The organism is Xanthobacter tagetidis (genome assembly GCF_003667445.1).
Lineage (GTDB): Bacteria > Pseudomonadota > Alphaproteobacteria > Rhizobiales > Xanthobacteraceae > Xanthobacter > Xanthobacter tagetidis.
Genome location: NZ_RCTF01000009.1, coordinates 33611 through 54466 on the forward strand (window position 1 = coordinate 33611; position 20856 = coordinate 54466).

A 20856-nucleotide genomic window follows, 5' to 3' on the forward strand; every position below is an offset into this window, starting at 1 on the left:
CGGTGGCCGGCGCTTGTGGAGCGAACAGGCACCCGCTAAGACTCGATGGCCTCAGGTTCCGGTCCGGCGGTCCCTGCCTTCTGCCGCGGCGTCAGCCGCCAGCGCGGGGTCTGGTGCCGGATCGCGACGGTGGTGCGTATCGGGGGGCGGCGTGGTGATGCGATCGAGGACAGTGTCGCTCTTTCTTGTGAGCGGCGGACCGTTCGTGCGCCAGTCGGTCGACGCTCCGAATGACGCCGCCGGGACCCGGGCGGAGGGCGGCCGGCTCTCGGACCTCCCTCAGGCGGAGCCGCGCGCGGTCGCGGCGCCGGTTGTCCAGGCCGTTCCGGCGCCGGCCGATTGCCGCACGCTGGCGCGCGGCGGCTTCGGCCAGCTCGGCGACACGTTATGCGCCCCCGGCCGTACCCGGCTGCCCGCGTCCGCATGAAGCGGATCGCGGTGCCCGCGCGACCCGACTGGGAAGACACCGCCCGCCGTCTCGGCTTCGCTCATCATGAGCGCTACTGGACCGACGACGCCTGCTACCTGTTCCAGCGATCCGCGATCGAGACGCTGCTGCGGCCGGCGGTCGACGAATTGTGGCACATGGCGCTGGAGGTGGTGGAGCGGGCGAGCCGCGACGACGAGGTGCTCGCCACCATCGGCGTGCCGGCGGCGGCGTGGGACGGCGTGCGCCAGAGCTGGCGGCGCGGCGATCCCTCGCTGGTGACGCGGTTCGACCTCGCTTTCGACGGCGCGGCACCACCCAAGCTGCACGAGTGCAACGGCGACACGCCTGGCGCCCTCTATGAGGCCGCCGTCTTCCAGTGGCTCTGGTTCGAGGACCAGATGGCCCATGGCCACCTGCCGCAAGGCTGCGACCAGTTCAACCGCCTGCACGATGCTCTGGTGGAGGCCTTCGGCCGGATGCCCCAGGCGACGCCGATCCATTTCGCCGCCTCCGCCCGAAATGCCGAGGACCGGGTGTGGGCGCTCTACCTCGCCGATTGCGCGCGCCAGGCGGGGCGTGAGGCCGCGGCGCTCGACATCGAGGCGATCGGCATCGACGGGGCCGGCGGGCTCACCGATCTCGAAGACCGGCCCATCCGCTGCCTCGTGAAGGCGTATCGCTGGCAGCTTCTGCTTCAGGAGCCGTTCGCCGGGGCGCTGGGCGGGCCGGCCGCGCCGGCGGCGATCGAGCCGCTCTGGAAGCTGGTGCTCGCCTCCAAGGGGGCGCTGGTGTGGCTGTGGCGGATGTTTCCGGGCCATCCCAACCTGCTGCCGTGCTGGTTCGAGGGCGAGGCCGCCGCGGCGCCGGCGGCGTGCGCCGTCAAGCCGCTGTTCTCCATCAAGGGCCACAACGTACTGCTGCGCGATCCGGCGCTGCCCGGCGGGCGCGCCGAGACCGCGGGGCCCTACGGGGCGGAGGGGCGGATCGTCCAGGCGCTCCATTACCTGCCGCGGTTCGACCGTTCGTGTGTCCCGGTCTGGGCCACGGTCGGGGCCTGGATCGTCGGCGGACGGCCGGAGGGGATCGGCGTGCTGGAGGCGCCGGCCCCCATCATCCAGGATCACGCATGCCGCTTCGTGCCGCACGCGGTGGTGAACTGACCGGGCTCCGTCCGCCCCTAAGTGAGGGCCTTGCCGAGCGGCGTCATTGTCCTCTAAGACTGAATTGTAACAACGATAAGAACGGGAGCGGACGCCATGGGGGGCGCGGACTGCCGCACAGCATCCGACCCGCGTTTCGGGCCGCCGCGGAGCTGGAGAACGGTCGCGCCGGCGTCCGGAGCGCCCCCCATGGCCGACGGCCCGGCCCTGATCGCGCGGCCGCTCACCGGCGAGCGCACCTACCAGTTCGGGGCCGACATCCTCGACGCGATCATCGCCCATTGCGACGCCCGGCACGACATGCTGCTCCAGCTCAAGGTGCCGGCGCCCTGCGCCATCGAGATCGTCCGCGATCCGCCGCCCGCCGGCGCCGATCTGTGCGGGAGCTTCCGCCATGGCACCGCCGGGCGCGTCGAACAGGTCTGGCTGCGCCTGAGGCCGGATCTGCCCATCACCGTGCGCGAGGCCACCGACGATGCGGACGTGACCGCCCAAGCCCGGTTCGAGGGGGATCGCGCCGAACTGCCTGCGGGCGGCCCCGGCACGTTCCTGCAGCGTGCGGTGCATCTGGCGGTCGCGCTCGCGATGCGCGAATATCCGAAGGACTACTGGCGCATGCCCGAGATCGCCTGCGCGCGGACTCCGCCCGACGACCACGCGGCGGTGTCCGTGATCCTGCGCCACCGGGTAAGCGGCCGCTTCTGGAAGATGGAGATCGGCGCCGACGGCGCGCCGTTCGGCACGCTCATCCTGTCGCGCGTGATCGCGCCCAAGGTACCAGTCTGACCGGCCTGGCGTTCATTGTATGGTGAGGGGTGGGGGCGATGGCGGGGATGGACGAGGCGGCCGTGCGGCGCGCCATTGGAGAGGCGGTGGACCGGCCCATGGTGGCGAGCCTGGAGCCGGACACCGACTTCTACGAGGTCGGCCTCGATTCCCTCGACCATGCGCAGATCCTGATGCGGATCGAGGAGGTTCACGGGCTGGTGGTGGCCGACACCGACTTCGATCTCTGCCGCTCGATCTCGGCCATCGTCGCCTACGGGCAGGCGTCCGCGGGGAGGGACTGAGCCGATGCCCCAGCCTGAACCGGACGAGACCGATCTATCTCCCTTGGCGCGGATCGGCCGCGACGGCCCGCGCGACATCCATGCCGCGCATCTCGCCCGCCAGCAGCCGATCGGGCATCTGCGGCTGACCCTTGCGGCGGCGCAATTCGCCCGGCGCGTCGCGCGCCGTCCCGACGCCATCCCGGAGCCGTGCAGCGGGCGCGACCAGTTCATGATGCTGAACGCCTTGCTGGAGCTTGGCCATATCGACGCCGCCCGCGCCTTCGTCGACCGCACGCCGGACACCGGCGTGACGCTCGCCGGGCTCCACAGCCTGCGCGCACTCACCCACGCCGCGCCGCGCCGCGATCCGGACGCCCCGGGGCCGGACGTGGTGGATGAGCCCGATCGCGACGTGGCCGTGGCGGCGCGGCCGGGCGCGCCGCTCGCCGTGTTCGTGTTCACCGGTGCCGCCCGCCGGTTCGCGGCGCCGGTGCCGCTCGCCCACGAATGGTTCCGGCGCCTGCCGGCCTCCATCATCTATGTGCGCGATGCCTACGACATGTTCTATCTCGCCGGCATCCGCGGCTTCGGCGCCGGCTACCGGGCCGCGGCGGATGGGCTCGCCGGGCTCGCTGCGGACCTCGGCGCGCGGCGCATCGTGTGCATCGGCAACTCGGCGGGCGGCTACGGCGCCCTGCGCTTCGGCCTCGATCTCGGCGCCGCGCGCGTCGCCTGCCTGTCGGGTCCGACCATCATCGACGCCTCGCTGCCCCGGCTGCGCGAGCGCCGGCGCAAGGAAGGGCTGGCCGCGGACGACCTCGACGCCGGGACGCTGGACCTCGCCGCCCTCTACGGCGCGGCCGCGCGCCGGCCGAGCCTCAGGCTGGTGTTCGGCGCCGACAATGCCGGCGACCGCGCCGAGGCGGAGGGCATGGCGAAGGTGCCGGATGCCCTGCTTCTGCCGCTCGACGGCGTCGCCGCCCACGGCATCCTGCCCGACCTCGTGGCGCGCGGCGGGTTCGAGCCGCTGCTCGCCTGGCTGACGGGCGAGGACGCCTGAGGGCGCCGGCCGCCTACTTCTTGACGAGCGGGCAGGTGGAGAGCGCCAGCGGCTGGAACGCCTGGTCGCCCGGAATGGTGGCGATCAGGTTGTAATAGTCCCACGGACCCTTGGATTCCGAAGGCTTCTTGACCTGGAACAGGTACATGTCGTGGACCATGCGGCCGTCCACGCGGATCTTGCCGTTCTTGTAGAACACGTCGTTGACCGGGATCTCCCGCATCTTGCGCATCACCGCCTCGGTCTCGTCGGTGCCGGCGGCCTCCACCGCCTTGAGGTAGTGCAGGGTCGCCGAATAGGTGCCGGTCTGGAGCATGTTCGGCATCGCCTTCATCTTCTCGAAGAAGCGCTGCGACCACTTGCGGGTCTCGTCATTCATGTCCCAGTAGCTCGCCTCGGTGATGGTGAGGCCCTGCGCCTCCTTCAGGCCGAGGCCGTGCACGTCGTTGATGAAGCCGGCGAGCGTCGCCAGCTTCTGGCCGCCCTGGGTGATGCCGAACTGGGCCGCCTGCTTGATCGAATTGATGGTGTCGCCGCCGGCATTGGCGAGCGCCACCACCTTGGCGCCCGAGCCCTGGGCCTGGAGCAGAGCCGAGGCGAAGTCGGTTGTGCCCACCGGCAGGCGCGTGCTGCCCACCACCTTGCCGCCATTGGCGGTCACCACGTCGCCGGTGTCCTTGGCGAGGCTGTGGCCGAAGGCGTAGTCGGCGACGATGAAGTACCAGCTGTCATTGCCCTGCTTCACCAGCGCCGTTCCGGTGGAATGGGCGATGGCGTAGGAATCGTAGGCCCAGTGGATCACATAGGGCCCGCAGGCATCGTTGGTGATGCGGATCGAGCCCGGCGAGCTGAGCGCGATGATCTTCTTCTTGTCCTTCGCCACTTCAAGCGCGGCCAAGGCAGGGGAGGAGGAGGCGACGTCCAGGATCGCGTCCACATTCTCGGAATCGAACCACCGGCGCGCGATGGCGCCGCCGATGTCGGCCTTGTTCTGGTGGTCGGCGAACACCACCTCGACGGGCTTGCCGAGCACCTTGCCGCCGAACTCCTCCACCGCCATCCGCGCGGCGGTGACGGCTCCCATGCCGGTGATGTCGGCATAGACGCCGGACATGTCCTCGATCAGGCCGATCTTCACCACGTCGTCAGACACCTTGGGCGCTTGCGCGGCCGCGGGAAACGCCGCGGCCAAAGCCAGCGGGGCGAGGGCTGCCGAGACGGCGAAAGCGTGGCGAAGGCGGGTCATCCGGCGATTGTCCATGGGTCCATCCCTTTTGGCTTATTGTCGGCCGATGCCGGCGCGGCGAAGGCGCAAGGCGCTGCGGCGATTGCAGAAATCTTAGGGACTGCGGAACGTCCCCTTCAATGTGCGAAAGCCACAGGCCGGGCGCCTTCCGGTATGGCGGGCCGACATAGGGGAGGGCTGGTGCCCCTGCGTCAGTCCTTGGCGCGCGCGGCGCGGCTGGCGAAGGCGGCGAGCCCGCGTCGCGCGTCCTCGCTGGTGAAGGTGCGCTGGCCGAGCGCCGCCTCTCGGGCGAAGGCCTCGTCCCATGGCGCATCCTGGAGCGTCAGCGCCGCCTCCTTGATGGTCTGGACGGCGGAAGGGCTCAGCGCGGCGATGCCGGCCGCGATCTCCTGCGCCCGCGCTTCGACCGCCTCGGGCGCCACCACCTGGTTGACCACGCCGAAGCGCACCATCTCGTCCGGCGAGAAGCGTCGGGCGGTGAGCATGATCTCCATGGCGTGGGCATAGCCGATCTGCCGCACCAGCCGCACCAGCGTGCCGCCCGCCGGCACGAAGCCGTGCACCGGCTCGGGCAGCTGGAACACCGCGTCGGTCGAGACGATGCGGATGTCGCTCGCCAGCATGATCTCGAACCCGCCGCCGATGCACAGCCCGCGCACCGCGCAGACGAGCGGCTTGTGGAAGCGCTGACCCTTGAGATGGGCCGGGTCCCAGGCGCTGATGTCGAACGCGCCGCTGGCGAGCGCCGGGATCGATTCGGTGAGGTCCGCGCCGACGCAGAAGGCGCGCTCCCCCGCGCCGGTCAGCACCACGGCGTTCACCGCGTCGTCGTCCCGCGCCTCTGCGAACGCCGCGCCCAGGTCCTGGTACATCTGGAGCGAGAGCGCGTTCAGCTTGTCGGGACGGGCGATGCGGATGGTGGCGACGGCGCCGTCCTTGGTGAATTCGATCGCCACGTCAGATCACCCCTTCGTCCGCCAGCCGCGCGAGCTCGTCGGCCGAGAGACCGGCGAGGCGGCCATAGACCAAAGCGTTGTGCTCGCCCACGTCCGGCGCCTTGGCATAGGTGGTGGTGGGGGTGGCGGAGAGCTTCACCGGCTGCCCGAACATGCGCACCATCTGCGCTCCCAGCGGCACGTTGACGATCATGTCCCGCGCCGCGATGTGCGGGTCCTCCACCACCTCGGCGATGGTCTTGATGGCGCTGAGCGGAATGGTGTCGCCCGCCATCTCCTCCAGCTCCGCCTTGGTGTAGGCGGAGAACCAGCGCTCCAGGATCGGCCGCACGCGGGTCTCGGCCACCACCGGGTCGAAGCGCTTCTCCATGGTGTCGATGGCGGGATCGGCGGCGACCTCGGGCGCGCCGAACAGCTGGCAGGTCAGGCGCCAGAACTTGTCCGTATAGCCGCCGAAGAAGACGTAGCCGTCCTTGCACGGGAACTGGCCGTAGGGCCGCACGAACGGATGCTCGCTGCCGAGCGGGGAGGCGACCTCGCCCTTGGTGGTGTAGCGCACCACCGCGTTCTCGGTGAGGCTGAGCACCGAATCCTGCTGCGAGACGTCCACCACCTGGCCGGCGCCGCCGCGCTCCACCACCCGCAGCGCCGCCAGCGTGCCGATGGCGGCATAGAGCGAGGCCGCGAGGTCGCCGATGATGGTGCCCACCCGGACCGGCGGGCGGTCGGCATAGCCGTTCATGGACCACAGCCCGCCCGCCGCCTGGCCGGTATTGTCGAAGGCCGGGCGCGAGGCGTTCGGCCCGGTGCGGCCGAAGCCGCTGATGGCGGTGTAGACCAGCCTTGGATTTTCCTGCCGCAGCACCTCGTAGCCGAGGCCCAGCTTGTCCATGGTGCCGGGGCGGAAGTTCTCGATCAGCACGTCCGCCTCGCGCACCAGGCGCTTGAGCAGGGCCTTGCCCTCGGCCGTCTTCATGTTGAGCGAGATGCCGAGCTTGTTGCGGTTGTACTGGGTGAAGAAGGCGCTCAGCCCGGCCGCATCCTCGCCCACGAAGGGCGGGAAGGTGCGGGCATAGTCGGGATCGTCCGGGTGCTCGACCTTGACGACGGTCGCCCCGAGGTCGGCCAGCAGCATCGCGCAATAGGGGCCGGCGACGACCCGGGTGATGTCCAGCACCTTCACCCCCGCGAGCGGCCCGTCCGACGCCTTGCCCGCGGCATGATCCAGTTCCGCCGCAGCGGAAACGCCGATCGCCATGCCTTCCTCCCGTTTTGACCTTGTTGGCTGCGGGCCGCGCCGACCCGCCGCAGGTTTCACCACGATCGCGATGCTTTCGATAGCGCGCCCGATGCCGGGCACGCCGGCGCCATGGCGTCCGGCGGGCCTTTCCCCGCCGCCAGTGTGGGATGGCGCGGAAGGGCACGGAATATACCAGGACGCCATTCAAGCGCGCACGATATGTGCGATAGCTACATTTGCGTGCCGGCAAACCGTGCCACAGTCGCGCAGCGCGCGCGGCCGGACGGCCGAAGATGACGCAAGGGAGGATGATGTGGGAGTCCAACTCACCCCCAAGGGGCCGGACCGGTCCCTCGACCCGACCGCGCCCTACCGGCGCCTGCTGCGCCTGCTCGCCGACAATGCGCCCATGTCGAGCTTCGACCGCCTGGCCGAGGAGATCGCCTCAGGTCCCGGCGCGGCGGCCGGGCCGGACCTGCTCGCCGACATCGCCGTCGCCGCCCGGCTGCGCGACACGGCGGAGCAGAAGCGCAAGCGCGAGGGCGAGCTGACCGCGCTCTACGAGACCGCGCGGGACTTGGCGGGACTGCGCGATACCGACCAGGTCCTGCGCGCCATCGTGCAGCGGGCCAAGCAGCTGGCGGGCAGCGACATCGCCTACCTTTCAGCGGCCGACGACGAGCACGGCGATTTCTACGTCCGGGCGACCGAAGGCGTGATTTCGCGGGATTTCGCCACGATCCGGGTGCCGCGGAACATCGGTGTGTGCGGCAGCGTCGCGAAGAGCCGCAGCCCGTTCCAGTCGAGCAACTACCCCGCCGACACCCAGTTCGACCACGACCGCGGCATCGACCGGGCGACGGCGGGGGAGGGGATCGTCTCCATCCTCGGCGTGCCGCTGGCGCTGGAGACGCAGGTGATCGGCGTGCTGTTCGTCGGCGATCGCTATGCCCGCTCCTATACGCCGCACGAGATCGCTGTGCTCTCCTCGCTCGCCACCTTCGCAGCCTTGGCCATTGAGAATGCGCGGCTTTTGGAAGAGGCGCAGCGCGCTTTGCGGATGGCGCGGCAGGCCAATGCCGCGCTCCAGGCCAAGGCGGAGGATGTGGAGGAGGCGGCCGTCGCCCACGAGCAGCTCACCGAATTGATCGCCCGCGGCGGCTCGCTGGAGGACCTGACCCGGCGCGTCTCCAACCTGCTCAGGGGCGAGGCCTGCATGCTGGACGACCGCCGCCGCCTCACCTGCGGCCAGCTTCCGGTGCAGCTTTCCGACGAGGATATCGCCAAGGCGATCCGCGACAGCGCCGTGCTCGGCCGCTCGGTGCCGCTCCAGGGAAGCGACGGGACGGTGACGCGGGTGGCGGCGGTGATGGGCGGCTCGGCGCGGCTCGGCGCGCTGCTTCTGACCCGGCCGAAGGAGCTTTCGGGTTCGGAGATCCGCACGCTGGAGCGCAGCGCGCTGGTCTCCGGCATCGTCCTGATGTCGCTGGAGCGGGTGGCGCAGGCCACGTACCGCACCGTCGCCGACCTCGTCGCGGCCCTGCTGCGCGGCGCCACCGATCCGTTCTCGCCGGAATGCGCGCGCCAGCTGCCGAGCGGCGTCTCGCTGTCGTGGCCGATCACGCTGCTGCTGGTGGATGCGGGCGAGGTGCCCGCCACCCGCATCTCTTCCGCTTTGCGCTCCGCGCTCAGCGCCCGCGATACCATCCTGGCCGAATTCAACGGCGACGTAGTGATCGTCACCAGCGCCGGCAATCCCTCCGGCCTCGCCGACCGGGTCTGCGAGGTGCTGGACGAGGCGTTCCACGCCCGGTTCAGCATCGTGATCTCGGCGCCCATTCCGGCGCTGGAGGGCGTTCCGGTCGCCTATCACGCCCTGCGCCGCGCCTGCGGGCTGATGGGCACGCTGGGCCAGCAGGGGCGGATCGTGTTCGAGAAAACGCTGTCCATCTATGCCATGCTGTTCGAGCGCAAGGGCGAGGATGCGATCGAGCAGTTCGTGATGTCGGCGGTGGGGCCCATCATCGCCCACGACCGTCGGCGCAAGAGCCGGCTCGCGGCGACGCTGCTCGCCTTCATGGACAACGGCCACAGCCTGCAGAAGGCCGCCGCCGCCATGGGCATCCACGTCAACACCATGCGCCAGCGCCTGGAGAGCATCGGCGAGATCGCCCCGAACTGGAACGAGGCCGGCCGCACCCTCGACATCCATCTGGCGCTGCGCCTCCACGCCATCGGGCGGGGCGCCTGAGGCCGGCACCGGTGTCGAAAATCGACGCCCGCGCGCCGCGCGGGTGTGAGCTGGCCACATTGTTTGCGGGCGAGGGCACCCCTTAGGCTTCCGCGCAATCGCTAAGCCCGGGAGGCCGAACCATGACCGTCAACAGCCGCATTCCGCAGTTCTACAAGCTTTCGCCCGCGGAACGCCTGAAGACGGTGCTCGAAACCTGCGGCATCAAGGACGAGGACCTGACCCGCATCGGCCGCACCGACGCGGAGATGCTCTCCATCGCCGACCACATGATCGAGAACGTGGTCGCCACCCTGCCGGTGCCGCTCGGCATCGCCGCCAACTTCACCGTGAACGGCCGGGACTATCTCGTGCCGATGGCCACCGAGGAGCCATCGGTGGTCGCCGCCGCCAGCAACATGGCGGGCGTCGCGCGGCTGAAGGGCGGCTTCACCACCTCCAGCAGCCAGCCGATCATGATCGCGCAGGTCCAGGTGGTGGACGTGCAGGACCCGTTCGGGGCGCGGCTGCGCCTGTTCGAGCGTCGGCAGGACCTGCTCGACCTCGCCAATGCCCAGGACGCGTTCCTGGTGAAGGTGGGCGGCGGCGCCAAGGACATCCAGGTGCGCATCGTCGATGCGGGCGCGCGGACCTTCGTGGTGCTGCACCTCATCGTCGACGTGCGCGACGCCATGGGCGCCAACGCCGTGAACACCATGGCCGAGGCGCTGGCGCCGCTGGTGGCGGAGATCACCGGCGGGCGGGTGCGCCTGCGCATCTTGTCCAACAAGGCCGACATGCGCCTCGCCCGCGTGCGCGCCACCTATGACCGCGACGCGCTGGGTGGCGCCGACGTGGTGGACGGCATTCTCGATGCCTATGCCTTCGCGGCGGCGGACCCCTACCGCGCCGCGACCCACAACAAGGGCATCATGAACGGCGTCACCGCCGTGGTGCTTGCCACCGGCAACGACACGCGGGCGGTGGAGGCCGGCGCCCATTCCCACGCCGCCGCGGGCGGGCGCTACACCTCGCTCTCGCACTACGAGAAGGACGCCGACGGAAACCTCGTGGGCACCATGGAAATGCCTATGGCGGTAGGGCTGGTGGGCGGCGCCACCAAGACCCACCCGGTGGCGCAGGCGGCGGTGAAGCTGCTCGGCGTGACCAGCGCGAGCGAGCTGGCCGAGATCATCGTCGCGGTGGGTCTGGCGCAGAACACCGGTGCGCTGCGGGCGCTGGCGGCGGAGGGCATCCAGAAGGGCCACATGTCGCTCCACGCCCGCAACATCGCGGTGACGGCCGGTGCCAAGGGCGACGAGATCGAGGCCGTGACCGCGCGGCTGAAGGCCGGCGGCAAGGTCCGCCTCGACACAGCGCTGGAAATCCTCGCCGAACTGCGCGGCTGAGCTGCTCCGGCAGCGGACAGGTGCGGCCGCGCGCGGCGTCCGCCAAGGCTCCCGCTGGTAAACAACGACTGGAGCCGGCGCTGCCATGCGCTCATCACCGCACCCAACATGCCGTAACGTAAGGATAAAGTGTGCATTTGCCCGCGCGGTGTCATGCGCTAGTTTGCAGGGTGGAAGGGTGTGCGTAATTGACAAGCCAGGCTTGCAGGGAGACCTGACTTGCGAAGCTAATAGCCACCTTAAAACATGGGCTTAGGAGAGTTCGGGTGCTCGATCGCGTGTTTCGTCCGGCGGGCCCCGGCATCATCTTCAAGGATTTCGGGGACGAGATGGTGGTGGCCAATCTCGACACCGGCCTGTTCTACAGCCTCGGCGGCTCCGCGCCGGTCCTGTGGGAGAAGCTCTCCGCCGGCCATTCCGGGCGCCAGATCGCGGCCGCCTTCAGCGGCGATGCGGCGAGCATCGAGGCGGCCATCGGCGCACTGATCGCGCAATTCCAGGCCGACGGGCTGCTGGAGCCGGCGGAAGGCCTTGAGGCCGCAGCGGCGGCGCTGGCGTGCGGCACCTTCGAGGCGCCCTCCGTGGAGCGGTTCGACGACCTCCAGGGCCTTCTGCTGGTCGACCCGATCCACGACGTCGCAGAAGCCGGGTGGCCGGTGATGCCAGACGCGCCGGCCTCCTGACCCCCATGGACTGCGCCGTTCGCCGCGCCATTGCGGAGACGACGGCCGGCATCGCGTCCGGCATCGCGCATGGTATCGCGGCCGCCGCCGGGCCGCTGCGCCTGCGCATCGATTTTGCGACGCCCGAGCTTGCGGCCGCGTTCGCTCGCGCGTTCGCTGGCGCGACGCCGGCGGCGGCCGATCCTGCGGATGACGCGGGCGTCTGGCGGATCACCGTCGCGAGCGGCAGCGGCGGTACGCCGGTTCCTTCGCTGGTGCCGGCGGAGCGGGGCGGCGACATGCGGCTCGGCGCCGGGGCTGAGGCCTATGTGCTGTGGATGGGCCGCCATGCCCCCACGCTCTATGCCGTGGACCTGGAACGCCGCCAGGCGCTCTACTGGGTGGAGGACGCGGCGGCGATCCCGGCCTGGGAGCGCTCGCGCCCCTTTTTGCCGATCATCCAGGTGATGCTGGACGCCACGCCCTGGATCGCGGTGCACGCCGCGGCCATCGCGCGGGACGGCGGTGCCGTGATGCTCACCGGCCCCGGCCGCGCCGGCAAGACGACGCTCTCGCTGGCGGCGCTCAAGGCCGGCTGGCGCTATTCCGGCGACGATTATGTGCTGCTGCGCACCGACGTGCCCGAAGTGGCGTCGCTGTTCGCCACCGCGCGGCTGCGCGACGACATGGCGGCACGCTTTCCCTGGATCGGCGCGGTGCTGCGCGAGGTCTCGCAGGAACTGGGCGAGCGGCGGCACGAACTGGTGCTGGGCGGCGGGCAGGGGGGCGGCGGCGCCCTCGGCGGCGCGGCGCTGAAGGCGGTGCTGCTGCTCGACCGGCGCGGCGCGCAGGCGCCGCAGTTCGGGCCTGCCACCCGCACCGCGGTTCTCTCGACCCTGATGGCCAACACCCTGGTGGCGACGCCCGGCTACGAGGCCGCGCGCACGGCCAAGGTGATGCGCCTTCTGGCGATGCTGCGCCCGCGCCGCTTCGATCCCGGCGCGGACTTCGCCCCGGCCCTCGATGCGCTTGCCGGGGAGCTGGCATGAGCGGAGCGTCCATCAGCGCCATCGTTCCGGTCCATAACGGCGCGGCCCTTATCGCCGAAGCGCTCGCGAGCATCCGCGCCCAGAGCGTCCCGGTCCGCGAAGTGATCGTCGTGGATGACGGCTCGGACGACGGCACCGCCGAGATCGTCACCAAGGCCGATCCGGCGGCGATCCTGATCCGCACCGCGCGCGGCGGCCCGGCGGCGGCGCGCAATATCGGTGTCGCCCGCGCCACGGGCGAATGGCTCGCCTTCCTCGACCACGACGATCTCTGGCCGCCGGAGCGCACCGCCGCGCTTCTCGCCGCCGTCGAACGGGCGCCTGACACCGACTATGCCTATGGACGCTTCCGTCTCGAAGAGATGGCGGGCGCGGTTCCCGACCTGCGCCTGCGGCAGGCAGACGGCACGGCGGTACCGTTCCTGCTGCACGCCTCGCTGATCCGGCGCCGGCTGTGGCAAGCGCTAAGCGGGCTCGATCCCGCGCGCGACCGGGCGGAGGACCTCGATTTCTATCTCCGCGTGCGGGATGCCGGCGCGGTCCTGACCGAGGTCGATGCGGTGACGCTGGTCTACCGCCAGCATGGCGGCAACCGCTCGCGCGCGGCGGCGCTCGGGCAGGCGCCGATGCTGGAAGCCATGTGGTCCGCCATCCGCCGCCGCCGCAGCGGGGGCTGAGCCCATGCGCGTCTCGGTGCTCATCGCCTGCTGGAATGCGCAAGCCTATATCGGCGAGGCGATCCGCTCGGCCCTGGATCAGGACCCGGCGCCGGCCGAGCTGATCGTGGTCGACGACGGCTCCACAGACGCCAGCGCGGACGTCGCCGGGGCGATCGGCGGCGTCACGCTGCTGCGGCAGGCGAACCAGGGGGTCGGCGCCGCGCTCAACGCCGCCGCCGCACAGGCGAGCGGCGATGTCCTCGCCTTCCTCGATGCGGACGACCTGTGGTGCCCGGGCAAGCTCGCCGCGCAGACCGCCGCGCTCGCGGCGGAGCCGGAGCTGGACGCCGTGTTCGGCCATATGGCCCCATTCGCCAGCCCCGATCTGCCCGAGCAGGAGCGGGCCGGCCTGCGCATCGGCACCGCGGCGGAGCCCGGCTTCGTGAAAGGGACGATGCTGCTGCGGCGCGCCGCGTTCGAGCGGCTCGGGTCCTTCAACGAAACCCGGCTCTTCGCCGACTTCATCGCTTGGTACGCCCAGGCCTGCATCGCCGGGTTCCACTGGCGCATGCTCGACCACCTCGTCCTGCTGCGGCGCATCCATGGCGCCAACATGGGCCGGCGTGAGCGGCCCCGGCAGCGCGAGGACTATCTCGGCATCATGAAGGCGCTCATCGACGCGAAGCGCGGAGCCCGCTCGTGACGCAAGCCCTCGGCCTCACGCAAAGGGAGCGTGCCCTCCTCGTCGCCTGCCTCGGCAGCGGCGCCGCCGCGCGCGACGCCTTCGCCGCCTGGCGCCCGTTCGCCAGCCCCGCCGACATGCATGGCCGCGAGCTGCGGTTGATGCCGCTGCTGCTGGCGAACCTGCGCCGGGAGGGGATCGACGATCCGATCCTGCCCTGGCTCAAGGGCCAGGCGAAGCTGATCTGGCTCACTGGCATGATGCGCCAGCGTGCGCTCGCCCGCGCGCTCGACGCGCTCAGCGCCGCCGACATTCCGGTGATGCTCATCAAGGGCGCGGCGCTGCTGGTGCGCTGGCCCAAGGCGGTGGAAACCCGCCCCATGGGCGACTTCGACCTGCTGGTGCCGCCCGGGCAGGCGCGCGCGGCGCTGGATGCGCTGATCGGCGCGGGCTGGACCGGCGCGCGGGGCTCGCAGCTCTCCGACGACGACCTCGACCGGTTCCACGCCGTCGGCCTCGTGAGTGCCGGTGCCGACGGCTCCACGCGGGGCGGAACGCAGATCGACCTGCATTGGCGCGCGGCGGAGGCCATCGCCGACCCGCGCCACAGCGAAGGGCTGCGGGCGCGCGCCGTCGCGGCGCGGTTCGACGGACGGCCGGTGGCGGTGAGCGGCCTTGCCGACCACCTGTTCGTGCTGCTGGCCCATGCCTTCCACGACACCGTCATGCAGCGCTACGACTGGGTGGCGGAGGCCGCGCTGCTGCTGGAGGCCGGCGCGCCCGACGCGTGGGACTGGCCGCTGTTCCATGACCTCTGCCGCCGCTACGGCCTGGAGGCCTGGGCCGTAGCGGCGCTGCGCGAGGTGTCCGCGATCACCGCCCGCCCGCTGCCCGATGGGGCCGATTTCGCCGACGACGTGGTCGCAGCCCTCAGATCCCGCCCACCGTCCAGCGACGCCGAGGCGGCGGCCGATCAGGCCCTTGCGTCCCTGGACCTCGCGATGGAGCGGGTCAAGGCGCTGGTCGGCGATCCCTCGCGCCTCGCCGAACTGGGCTATGAGGCCATCGATCTGTGCCGCACCGGCGTCGGCGCTTCCATGGTGGACGGCTGGTCGGTCCCGGCGGGGGATGGGCGCTGGAGCGACGGCGGCACCGCCATCCTCGCCTTCCGCGCGCCGCGATCGCGGATCGGCGAGACCGTGGCTCTGCGCCTGTGGCTGCAGCCCTACCTCGCCACGCAGATCCCGCGGCTCAATGCCCGCGCCTGGGCCGGCGCCGGTGTGGCGCACTGGTCCTTTGTCGCGAGCGACAGGGACGGCGGTTCCCGGACCGTCGAGGGGCGGGTGCTCGATTGGGACGGCGTCCCCGTGGTCGTCGTCGCCATCCGCTTCGATGCGCTGATGAGCGGCGCCGAGCGCCGCCGCCTGGGCCTCGACCATCGCCGGATCGGCCTGCTCCTGAGCCAGATGGCGATGACGTGTCCTGAGGCGGCGCCGGTGATCGAGACCAGGCTGGCGCTCAGGGATCCGGGCGCCGATCTCGTCGCCTGGTCCGGCTGGGGCGCCGCTGGGGAGCGCGGCCGCTGGACCGTGGGGGAGGAGGCGGTGGTGCACGTCCGCCTGCCTGCGGGCAAGGCGGTGCGCGCCATCCGCTTTGAGGTGCCGATGGTGTTCTGCGCGGCCGGGGTCAGGCAGGCGATCACGGTGGCGGTGAACGGCACGACCTGCCGGGACATCGTCCTCCCGCGCAAGGCCCGCCCGATCCAGGCGGGCAGCTTCCAGGGCGCGACGTTCGATGTCGAACTGCCGGACGGGATCGCGGGCGGCGCGTACGTGGAGATCCGCCTGCGCATCGCCCATCCCACGGTGCCGGCCGATCACTGCGGCTCCGCGGACACCCGCCGCGTGGGCGCGCTGGTGGCCGCGCTTTCCCCCGTGCGCGGCCACCGCTGGGGGGTGAAAGCCTTGGCCGACCGCCTGTCCTCCGCCTTGGGCAGGCGGCGCGGCTGAGAGGGGAGCCGGGCGCCGGCCGGGAAAAAGCGGGCGCGCTGTCGGCCCGGCACGGCCCCGCGCGTCCTCGGGGCGACACATCGACCCTGGAGGAAGACCATGTCCACCACTGCCCATACCCCTGCCGTCGCCAAGAACACCATCTGCCTCTGGTTCGAGCGGGACGCGGAGGCGGCGGCGCGCTTCTACACCGCCACCTTCCCGGACAGCGTGATGGGGGCGGTCCATCTCGCGCCAAGCGACTATCCCTCCGGCAAGGCGGGCGACGTGCTCACCGTTGAGTTCACGGTCGCCGGCATCCCGTGCCTCGGCCTCAATGGCGGTCCGGCCTTCCGGCACAGCGAGGCGTTTTCGTTCCAGATCGCCACCGACGACCAGGAGGAGACCGACCGCTACTGGAACGCCATCGTCGGCAATGGCGGGCAGGAGAGCGCCTGCGGCTGGTGCCGCGACCGGTGGGGCATCTCCTGGCAGATCACGCCGCGCGTCCTGATCGAGGCCATGATGGCGGGCGGCGCGGAAGCCAAGCGGGCGTTCGAGGCGATGATGACGATGCGCAAGATCGATGTCGCCGCCATCGCGGCGGCCCGGCGCGGTTGATCGCGCGGGACCGGTTCAGGGGAAGGCCACCCCGGCCAGCTCCTGCGACACCTCCCACAGCCGCGCGGCGACGGCGCCATCCAGCGCCTGCGGCGGCGGCGCCTCTTCGGTGGGATAGCCGCGCACGCCGGCGAGCCGGTGCGGCCCGTAATGGCCGCCATCCCGCGCCGCCGGGTCGGTGGCCGCGAAGAGCGTGGGCAAGGCGCCCTGCCAGGCCGGCTGAAACAGGAACGGCAGGTTGCGGCGAATGCGCACCCGGATGCTGCCCGGCGGAGCGGAATTGGCGATCAAATCGGTGCGCGTCAGTCCGGGATGCGCCGCCAAGCTTTCCACGCCCCAACCCGCTGCTCTGCTGCGCCGGCTCAGCTCGAAGGCGAACATGATGCAGGCGAGCTTTGACTGGCCGTAGAGCGCGAACGCATGGTAGGCCCGCAGGCCCTGGAGATCGTCGAAGTCGATCTTGCCGCGGCGGGCCGCGATGCTGCCGAGCGTGACGACGCGCGCGCTGCCGCCCTTCCTCAGCAGCGGCAGCAGATGGGCGGTGAGCGCGAAATGGCCGAGATAGTTCGTGCCGAACTGCAGCTCGAACCCGTCGCGGGTCTCGCCGCGCACCGGAGGGGTCATGACAGCGGCATTGTTGATGAGAAGGTCCAGCCTGTCCTCGTGGTCGGCGAGCCGCGCGGCGAAGGCGGAGACGGATTCAAGGCGCGCAAGGTCCATCTCCGCGAAGCGCACCTGCGCGCCCTCGACCTGCGCCGCAATGGCCGCGACGGCCTGCGCCCCCTTGGCGTGACTGCGCCCGGCGATCACCACGCGCGCCCCGGCGCGGGCGAGGGCCAGCGCATCCTCAAATCCGAGTCCGCCGGTTCCGGTCACGACGGCGGTGCGGCCGTGCTGGAGCGGGATGTCCTTGGTGGTCCAGTGGGTCATTGATCCTCAAGCCTTCCGGCCGCCCGAGCGCCGTGTGAAGCGCTCGGGCGCGTTGCCTATTTCTGCGAGCGTGGAAGGGGGCGGTCTCAGCGGGTGCGCTGGAGAACCACGGTCTGGCCGAGCAGGGGCGTGCCCATATAGCCGCGCAACTCCATCTTCCCGCCGACCAGCGTCACCTGGGCGGACAGGGTCCGGCCGGACTGGGCATCATAGACGGCACCGTCGTCCCAGCGGCCTTCGGCGGCGTTCCATTTGAGGCTGCTCAGGAACACGATGCCCTGGAGCGAGCGGTCGCGGAGCGCGGGATCGGGGTTCTGGGCGTCCTTCTTGAAGGTCTGCCCGTCCGCCTCCATCAGGCGCGCGCCATAGATGACGCGGGCGGCATAGGTGCCGCCGGCATCGAACATTTCAAGCTTGAGTTGGCGGTTCTCGGTTTCCCAGACGCCGACGATCTCGCCGGGCCCGGCGGCCTGCGCCAGCGCGCCGGCGACCGGCAGACCCGTGAGCCCGGCCGCGAGCGTGGCGGCCAGCAGGCTGTTCCTTGCGGACATGAGCATAGTGCGATCCTTTCCGACGGCCGGGGTGCGGCGACCGGCGGAGCCCTCTTCTCCCGCCCCGCGGGGGAAAGCGCCGCGCCGGTCCCGTCCCCCGACCTTGCACCGCGACGCTACGCGGCGGTGGCCGGGAGGCGAATGTCGGAAAGCGCGAACAACTTGCCCGATCCTGCAAATTGCGCGGCGCCGCCGGCGCGCCGGATTCCGCGCCGACGGTCGCTGGCGCGGCGCCTAGGAGCTGGTTTGGAGGCCACTCAAGATCGGGGGGCGACGCAGTTTCGCCGTCATGGCCGGGCTTGTCCCGGCCAAGCCCGGCCACGACCGCTGAGAGGACGCGCGGCGCTGTGAAAGGCGCCCTACTTGGCGTTTCCGAACCGGCGCTAAACGGTCGGCAGTTCGCGGCCGGTCAGCGACCGGTAGAGGCGATGCTGGTTCATCACGTCGCGCTTCGGCGCGACGCCGAACGTGCGCGAATATTCCCGGCTGAACTGCGAGGCGCTTTCATAGCCGACCTGATAGGCGGCTTCGGCGACGGTGGCGGCCGCGGAGATCATCAGGCGCCGCGCTTCAAGCAGGCGGAGCTGCTTCTGGTATTGCAGCGGCGACATGGAGGTCAGCGCCTTGAAATGCTGGTGGAAGGAGGAGGCGCTCATGCGCGCGGCCTCGGCCAGCTGCTCCACCCGCAGCGTCTGCGTGAAATTGGACCGCAGCAGCTGGATCGCCTTCACCACCCGCTCGGTGCTCGATTCCGGCAGGGCGAGCTTGCAGATTTCGCCGCCGTGCGGGCCGCTCAGCAGCCAGTAGTAGATTTCGCGCATGACCGAGGGATAGAGGATCGGAACGGATTTCGGATTGTCCGCCATCCGCACGAGGCGCTGGATGCAGTCGGACAGGGGCTCGTCCACGTCGGCCACGAACACGCAGGGCCTGGCGCCCTGGGACGGGGTGAGCCCGTCCATCTCGCGCAAGAGCTCGTGGATCACGGACACGTCGAAATCGATGGTGACGCCGAGAAACGGCTCGTCGGGTGCGGCCTTCACGATCCGCCCGCTCGCCGGCAGCTCCATGCTCACCACGAGGCACTGCATCTCGCCATAGTCGAGCGTGTCCTCGCCGAAGAGAATCTGCTTGGCGCCTTTCAGGACGACGCAGAGGGAAGGACGGTAGATCTTCCTGTGCGGCATCATCTCCTGGAAGGAGCGGATGACGTTGACGCCTTCCATGGCGGTGGGAAAAAGGCCCTGGCCGCCGCCCTTGCTCTCGACATAGGCGGTGACCGTCTCAAGAAGCGATGATGACACGCTATGCTCCTGTTTGGCTTGCAGCCAGCGCTCCCCATGCCCCACAGGATGTAACGTAACGTCATTTATAGGATCAGGCAATTTTATTGAGGTTTCCGGCATTCGGATCAGTCCTCGCTCCGCCTAGCTTGATGCTGCCAATCCAAGCCCGGAGCCATTCAAGTATGACAGATTTTTCTGCCAGATCAATTCAAAATGGTCCGAGAAATGAGCCGCTGTTCATCGCTGTACGTGATGAATACGTGGAGGGATGGCGCGTTGTTGTCCTTCTGGGCGCCTTATTTCTTGTCAGTGCCATCTCGCAGGTCGACCGGATCATGCCATTCATCATGGCGGAGGCGATCAAGTCGGAACTCCGCCTGAGCGACACGCAGGTCGGCCTGCTCACGGGTGTCGCCTTCGCGGTCTGCTATTCGCTGCTGTCGCTGCCGCTCGCGCGCATGGCCGACCGCGGCTCGCCGCGCCTCGTCCTCGTCGCCTGCATTCTCGCCTGGAGCGCGATGACCGCGTTCGGCGGGCTTGCCGCTAGCTTCCTGATGCTGGGCCTCTCGCGGTTCGGCGTCGCCTTCGGCGAAGCCGGCGCGACACCGGCGGGACATGCCATCATCGCCCGCAGGATCAGGCCGGAGCGCCGCGGCCTGGCGATCGGCCTGTTCGCCCTGGGCATTCCGATCGGCACCATGGTGGGCTTCGCCGCCGGCGGGGCGATCAGCGACGCGTTCGGCTGGCGCACCGCTTTTATCGGCGCCGGCGTCATCGGCGCGGGGATCGCCGTGCTCACCTTCGCCGCGGTCGGGTCCACCCCGCCGCTCGCGGCGCCGACCGCGGGCCGCGAGCCCTTCCTGCGGTCGAGCCTTCATCTCCTGAAGTCGGAAGGTTTCCGCTGGCTGTTCATCGGCGCGATCCTCGCCAGTTTCGCCGCCGGCCCGTTCTATGCCTTCGCCGCGCCGTTTCTGATCCGCACTTATGGATTCACCGCCAGTGAAGCGGGGCTCGCCTTCGGGCTGCTTCAGGGGCTCATGGGCATCCTCGGCGCGCTGGTCGGCGGGCGCGGTTTCGATCGCGCGGTGGCCTCGGGCACCGGCCGGGTGCTCGGGCCGCCCGGCCTGCTGTTCCTGGTCGCAAGCATCAGCGCGGCCGGAGCGTGGTTCGCCCCGGTGGGATGGGTCTCGGTGCTGCTGATGGTGCCGACCATGCTGTCCTTCTCGTTCATGCTGCCCTGGGGCTTCGGCACCGCCCATCTTCTGGCCGGCAAAGGGCGCGAAGGGATGGCGACGAGCCTGGTGATGGTCGGCTCCGGATTGCTCGGCCCCGCGCTCGGTCCGCTGATCGTCGGTCTCGTCAGCGATGCCGCGACCGCGGCGGACCTGCCCAATGGGCTGGCGCTGGGATTGCTGATGGTGCCGATCGCGAGCCTCTTGACCGGCGCTGCGTTGCTGGTCGCAAACCGGCGCGTGGCGGGGGTGCTGCGGCAGCCCGAGCACATGATCCCGGCATAGCGAGATCGGATCAGGGAATATCGCCCCCGTTCCCGCTGATCCGATGGAGGCCGCCCGATGCCGCAAGGCGATGGCGGCCAGAGCGGCCACCGAAGGCAAGCCCCCGCAACCGGGCCCCTTTGGTGGCC

Annotated in this window: 19 protein-coding genes; 13 read left to right on the plus strand and 6 right to left on the minus strand. The window is 70.5% G+C overall.

The window, feature by feature from the left end; all coding sequences use genetic code 11:
• Positions 1-438: 438 nt before the first annotated feature.
• From D9R14_RS12260 to D9R14_RS12275, 4 genes are all read left to right on the plus strand, one after another.
• Positions 439-1590, plus strand: coding sequence for a glutathionylspermidine synthase family protein (locus tag D9R14_RS12260; protein ID WP_170168590.1), 1152 nt, complete (start codon positions 439-441; stop codon positions 1588-1590).
• A gap of 189 nt (positions 1591-1779) precedes the next feature.
• The gene (locus D9R14_RS12265; protein WP_121623621.1) at positions 1780-2376 is read left to right on the plus strand and encodes a hypothetical protein; all 597 of its coding nucleotides are present in this window, start codon (positions 1780-1782) and stop codon (positions 2374-2376) included.
• Between the two features lie 47 nt (positions 2377-2423).
• Positions 2424-2660 (plus strand): acyl carrier protein, encoded by a 237-nt coding sequence (locus tag D9R14_RS12270; RefSeq protein WP_170168591.1) that lies wholly within the window; start codon positions 2424-2426, stop codon positions 2658-2660.
• Between the two features lie 4 nt (positions 2661-2664).
• The gene (locus tag D9R14_RS12275) at positions 2665-3702 is read left to right on the plus strand and encodes a hypothetical protein (RefSeq protein WP_147453014.1); all 1038 of its coding nucleotides are present in this window, start codon (positions 2665-2667) and stop codon (positions 3700-3702) included.
• A gap of 13 nt (positions 3703-3715) precedes the next feature.
• On the opposite strand, the gene D9R14_RS12280 is transcribed toward D9R14_RS12275, so the two are convergent.
• The 3 genes from D9R14_RS12280 to D9R14_RS12290 all read right to left on the minus strand — a co-directional run bounded on the left by D9R14_RS12280 (position 3716) and on the right by D9R14_RS12290 (position 7162).
• Positions 3716-4948 carry an ABC transporter substrate-binding protein gene (locus D9R14_RS12280; RefSeq protein ID WP_121623761.1) on the minus strand — a complete coding sequence of 411 codons (1233 nt, stop codon included), beginning with the start codon at positions 4946-4948 and terminating at the stop codon, positions 3716-3718.
• A gap of 191 nt (positions 4949-5139) precedes the next feature.
• Positions 5140-5904 (minus strand): enoyl-CoA hydratase/isomerase family protein, encoded by a 765-nt coding sequence (locus D9R14_RS12285; protein ID WP_121623624.1) that lies wholly within the window; start codon positions 5902-5904, stop codon positions 5140-5142.
• Between the two features lies 1 nt (position 5905).
• Positions 5906-7162 carry a CaiB/BaiF CoA transferase family protein gene (locus tag D9R14_RS12290; RefSeq protein ID WP_121623625.1) on the minus strand — a complete coding sequence of 419 codons (1257 nt, stop codon included), beginning with the start codon at positions 7160-7162 and terminating at the stop codon, positions 5906-5908.
• Between the two features lie 295 nt (positions 7163-7457).
• Between D9R14_RS12290 and D9R14_RS12295 the strand changes: the two genes are divergently transcribed.
• From D9R14_RS12295 to D9R14_RS12330, 8 genes are all read left to right on the plus strand, one after another.
• A complete protein-coding gene (locus D9R14_RS12295) occupies positions 7458-9395 on the plus strand; it encodes a helix-turn-helix domain-containing protein (protein ID WP_170168592.1) in 1938 nt (645 codons plus the stop codon).
• 122 nt (positions 9396-9517) lie between these two features.
• On the plus strand, positions 9518-10783 hold the full coding sequence (locus tag D9R14_RS12300; RefSeq protein ID WP_121623627.1) for a hydroxymethylglutaryl-CoA reductase, degradative: 1266 nt from the start codon (positions 9518-9520) through the stop codon (positions 10781-10783).
• Between the two features lie 266 nt (positions 10784-11049).
• Entirely contained in the window at positions 11050-11466 is a 417-nt protein-coding gene (locus tag D9R14_RS12305) for a PqqD family protein (protein WP_245420786.1), read from the plus strand.
• 5 nt (positions 11467-11471) lie between these two features.
• On the plus strand, positions 11472-12494 hold the full coding sequence (locus tag D9R14_RS12310) for a phosphoenolpyruvate carboxykinase (ATP) (protein WP_121623628.1): 1023 nt from the start codon (positions 11472-11474) through the stop codon (positions 12492-12494).
• On the plus strand, positions 12491-13171 hold the full coding sequence (locus D9R14_RS12315) for a glycosyltransferase family 2 protein (RefSeq protein WP_121623629.1): 681 nt from the start codon (positions 12491-12493) through the stop codon (positions 13169-13171). The genes D9R14_RS12310 and D9R14_RS12315 overlap by 4 nt, the downstream gene beginning before the upstream one ends.
• Before the next feature lie 4 nt (positions 13172-13175).
• On the plus strand, positions 13176-13856 hold the full coding sequence (locus D9R14_RS12320; protein ID WP_170168593.1) for a glycosyltransferase family 2 protein: 681 nt from the start codon (positions 13176-13178) through the stop codon (positions 13854-13856).
• The gene (locus D9R14_RS12325; protein ID WP_121623631.1) at positions 13853-15844 is read left to right on the plus strand and encodes a nucleotidyltransferase family protein; all 1992 of its coding nucleotides are present in this window, start codon (positions 13853-13855) and stop codon (positions 15842-15844) included. The genes D9R14_RS12320 and D9R14_RS12325 overlap by 4 nt, the downstream gene beginning before the upstream one ends.
• 99 nt (positions 15845-15943) lie before the next feature.
• The gene (locus tag D9R14_RS12330; protein WP_121623632.1) at positions 15944-16444 is read left to right on the plus strand and encodes a VOC family protein; all 501 of its coding nucleotides are present in this window, start codon (positions 15944-15946) and stop codon (positions 16442-16444) included.
• Positions 16445-16459: 15 nt separating this feature from the next.
• Here the strand turns inward: D9R14_RS12330 and D9R14_RS12335 are convergent, their stop codons facing one another.
• The 3 genes from D9R14_RS12335 to D9R14_RS12345 all read right to left on the minus strand — a co-directional run bounded on the left by D9R14_RS12335 (position 16460) and on the right by D9R14_RS12345 (position 19229).
• Complete coding sequence (locus tag D9R14_RS12335) at positions 16460-17374, minus strand: SDR family oxidoreductase (RefSeq protein WP_121623633.1); 915 nt, start codon at positions 17372-17374, stop codon at positions 16460-16462.
• A gap of 86 nt (positions 17375-17460) precedes the next feature.
• Positions 17461-17925 carry a DUF2147 domain-containing protein gene (locus D9R14_RS12340; RefSeq protein WP_342634785.1) on the minus strand — a complete coding sequence of 155 codons (465 nt, stop codon included), beginning with the start codon at positions 17923-17925 and terminating at the stop codon, positions 17461-17463.
• A gap of 383 nt (positions 17926-18308) precedes the next feature.
• Positions 18309-19229 carry an AraC family transcriptional regulator gene (locus D9R14_RS12345; RefSeq protein WP_121623635.1) on the minus strand — a complete coding sequence of 307 codons (921 nt, stop codon included), beginning with the start codon at positions 19227-19229 and terminating at the stop codon, positions 18309-18311.
• Positions 19230-19393: 164 nt separating this feature from the next.
• Between D9R14_RS12345 and D9R14_RS12350 the strand changes: the two genes are divergently transcribed.
• The gene (locus tag D9R14_RS12350) at positions 19394-20728 is read left to right on the plus strand and encodes an MFS transporter (RefSeq protein WP_121623636.1); all 1335 of its coding nucleotides are present in this window, start codon (positions 19394-19396) and stop codon (positions 20726-20728) included.
• Positions 20729-20856: the final 128 nt, after the last annotated feature.

Excerpts from the sequence above, each read along its gene's own strand:
- D9R14_RS12335 (WP_121623633.1), bottom strand. The coding sequence starts at position 17,374 with ATGACCCACTGGACCACCAAGGACATCCCGCTCCAGCACGGCCGCACC.
- D9R14_RS12340 (WP_342634785.1), bottom strand. The coding sequence starts at position 17,925 with ATGTCCGCAAGGAACAGCCTGCTGGCCGCCACGCTCGCGGCCGGGCTC.
- D9R14_RS12310 (WP_121623628.1), top strand. The coding sequence starts at position 11,472 with ATGGACTGCGCCGTTCGCCGCGCCATTGCGGAGACGACGGCCGGCATC.
- D9R14_RS12275 (WP_147453014.1), top strand. The coding sequence starts at position 2,665 with ATGCCCCAGCCTGAACCGGACGAGACCGATCTATCTCCCTTGGCGCGG.
- D9R14_RS12300 (WP_121623627.1), top strand. The coding sequence starts at position 9,518 with ATGACCGTCAACAGCCGCATTCCGCAGTTCTACAAGCTTTCGCCCGCG.
- D9R14_RS12280 (WP_121623761.1), bottom strand. The coding sequence starts at position 4,948 with ATGACCCGCCTTCGCCACGCTTTCGCCGTCTCGGCAGCCCTCGCCCCG.
- D9R14_RS12315 (WP_121623629.1), top strand. The coding sequence starts at position 12,491 with ATGAGCGGAGCGTCCATCAGCGCCATCGTTCCGGTCCATAACGGCGCG.
- D9R14_RS12320 (WP_170168593.1), top strand. The coding sequence starts at position 13,176 with ATGCGCGTCTCGGTGCTCATCGCCTGCTGGAATGCGCAAGCCTATATC.
- D9R14_RS12265 (WP_121623621.1), top strand. The coding sequence starts at position 1,780 with ATGGCCGACGGCCCGGCCCTGATCGCGCGGCCGCTCACCGGCGAGCGC.
- D9R14_RS12350 (WP_121623636.1), top strand. The coding sequence starts at position 19,394 with ATGACAGATTTTTCTGCCAGATCAATTCAAAATGGTCCGAGAAATGAG.
- D9R14_RS12330 (WP_121623632.1), top strand. The coding sequence starts at position 15,944 with ATGTCCACCACTGCCCATACCCCTGCCGTCGCCAAGAACACCATCTGC.
- D9R14_RS12270 (WP_170168591.1), top strand. The coding sequence starts at position 2,424 with ATGGACGAGGCGGCCGTGCGGCGCGCCATTGGAGAGGCGGTGGACCGG.
- D9R14_RS12290 (WP_121623625.1), bottom strand. The coding sequence starts at position 7,162 with ATGGCGATCGGCGTTTCCGCTGCGGCGGAACTGGATCATGCCGCGGGC.